Origin of the sequence: Mesorhizobium sp. M7A.F.Ca.CA.001.08.2.1, from assembly GCF_003998455.1 — a bacterium.
GTDB classification, from domain to species: domain Bacteria; phylum Pseudomonadota; class Alphaproteobacteria; order Rhizobiales; family Rhizobiaceae; genus Mesorhizobium; species Mesorhizobium ciceri.
Genome location: NZ_RZPW01001069.1, coordinates 1 through 1595, shown reverse-complemented (window position 1 = coordinate 1595; position 1595 = coordinate 1). Strand labels below are relative to the sequence as shown.

Genomic DNA, 1595 nt, shown 5'->3' with positions numbered 1-1595 from the left:
GGATTGGTCAGCGCCGGCGCATGCTCATATTGGGAGTTGCCAAGGACCAACGCAACACGGCGTTCAGCACTGGCGGCCGACAAAGTCAAAAGCAGTGCCAGCGCTACAAGCGCAATGGCGCCCACAAGTCCACCGCAATGGCCGATACGATCAAAACCCACCCGGGACAACAGGGCGTCCCTCAGTTGACGAGCTTAGTGGCGGAAAACTCGATCCGCCGATTGAGCGCCTTGTTCTTCGGCGTGTCGTTGTCGGCAACCGGGCGCTCCTCGCCATAGCCAGTCGCCGCGATCTGGGTGCGCGGAATGCCAGCGGCAACTATGGCGTCGGCAACCGCCTGGGCCCTTCGCTCCGACAGGCGCTTGTTCTCGATGGGCGACCCGTCGGAATCGGTGTGTCCAGAAACCTCGACCTTCAGGCCCGGGCACTTGCCCACGACGCCGACGACCGCAGCAAGCAGCGGCCGGCTTTGGCTATCGAGCCGCGCGCTCGCCGTTCTAAAGTAGATGGCTCCGGTGCGCGACAGCACCGCGAACCTGTTGAGGCACTCCTCGTCGCTGAAGCTGGTCTTCGCCGCATCGGTGGTGACAGGCCCGACATCGGCAGTGCTCGCCGCAACCGGTTGGACAACAGCCGGCTTGCTGCCGTCAGCGACGAAAACGAAATCGAATGAAACCGATGCCGTGGGAACAATATTGGTCACGTTGGCCGCCTGCTGGAGTTTATCCACGTTCGGCAGCAATCCGAAGTCTTCCACATGCACGGCGACAGGAGCCTCCGAAGCGACCGACACCATGGTGTCGCTGATCATGGTGACCACGATGTTGGCTTGAAGATCCTTGTCGACCCCGTGCAGGCTGAGACGGAACGGAAGAACCGCCTTCACACGTCGCTTGGTCGCCAGGTCGGCAAATGCGGCGGGATCTACCTTCGCGGTCAGTTCGGCGGAGGGAAACTTGAATGTCTCGAAGAAAAGGAACCGCATGCGGACGTTGCGAAGGTCAACCCCTGTATCGACCGAATTGAGGTCGAAGGTGACTTTCGCATCACCCGCCGAGGTGAGGCTACCGGAAATATTCCTGATCTTGTTGGTTTCGACGATCGTGTTCTTCTTGACCGATTGGTAGGTCAGGACCGAAGCGGTCGAGTCCAGCGTCCAGTTCGTCTCTGCCTTCGCAGTTCCCAGTCCGGGCCAAATCAACACCAACAACGCAACGACCAAGCCAAGCGCGTTTATAACGAGCCAGCCTCTTGCCCGTGTTTTCCACCAGACTCCCACGACTTCGAACATGGAACCCCCTGCCTAGAGCAGTTCACGATTTCTCAGCGAGGAGCATAGAACACTTGCTGTCGCTTGGCGAGCATCTCGCGTGGTGCGGTGCACCACTCCCGAGCGATGCAAATCTCGGGTTCATCGTCTTGGTTAGAAGGCGATCTTCAGTCCGAGCTTGGCGCCGATGGTGGAACTGTCCGATGACACCTTGCCGCGAACTTCGCCGTTGACGGTGGTCGCAGCCGACATCTTCAGGTTGAAGCCGGTCGACAGCGCGACGGAAAAATCGGCATCGTTGAAGTCGATCTCCCTGGTGTCGATT

At 59.6% G+C, this 1595-nt stretch carries 1 protein-coding gene; it reads right to left on the bottom strand.

From position 1 onward, the window contains the following. Nucleotides 1–181: 181 nt before the first annotated feature. Nucleotides 182–1204: an OmpA family protein gene (locus tag EN914_RS34805; RefSeq protein WP_245497919.1), complete on the bottom strand. Its 1023-nt coding sequence runs from the start codon at nucleotides 1202–1204 to the stop codon at nucleotides 182–184. Nucleotides 1205–1595 lie beyond the last annotated feature (391 nt).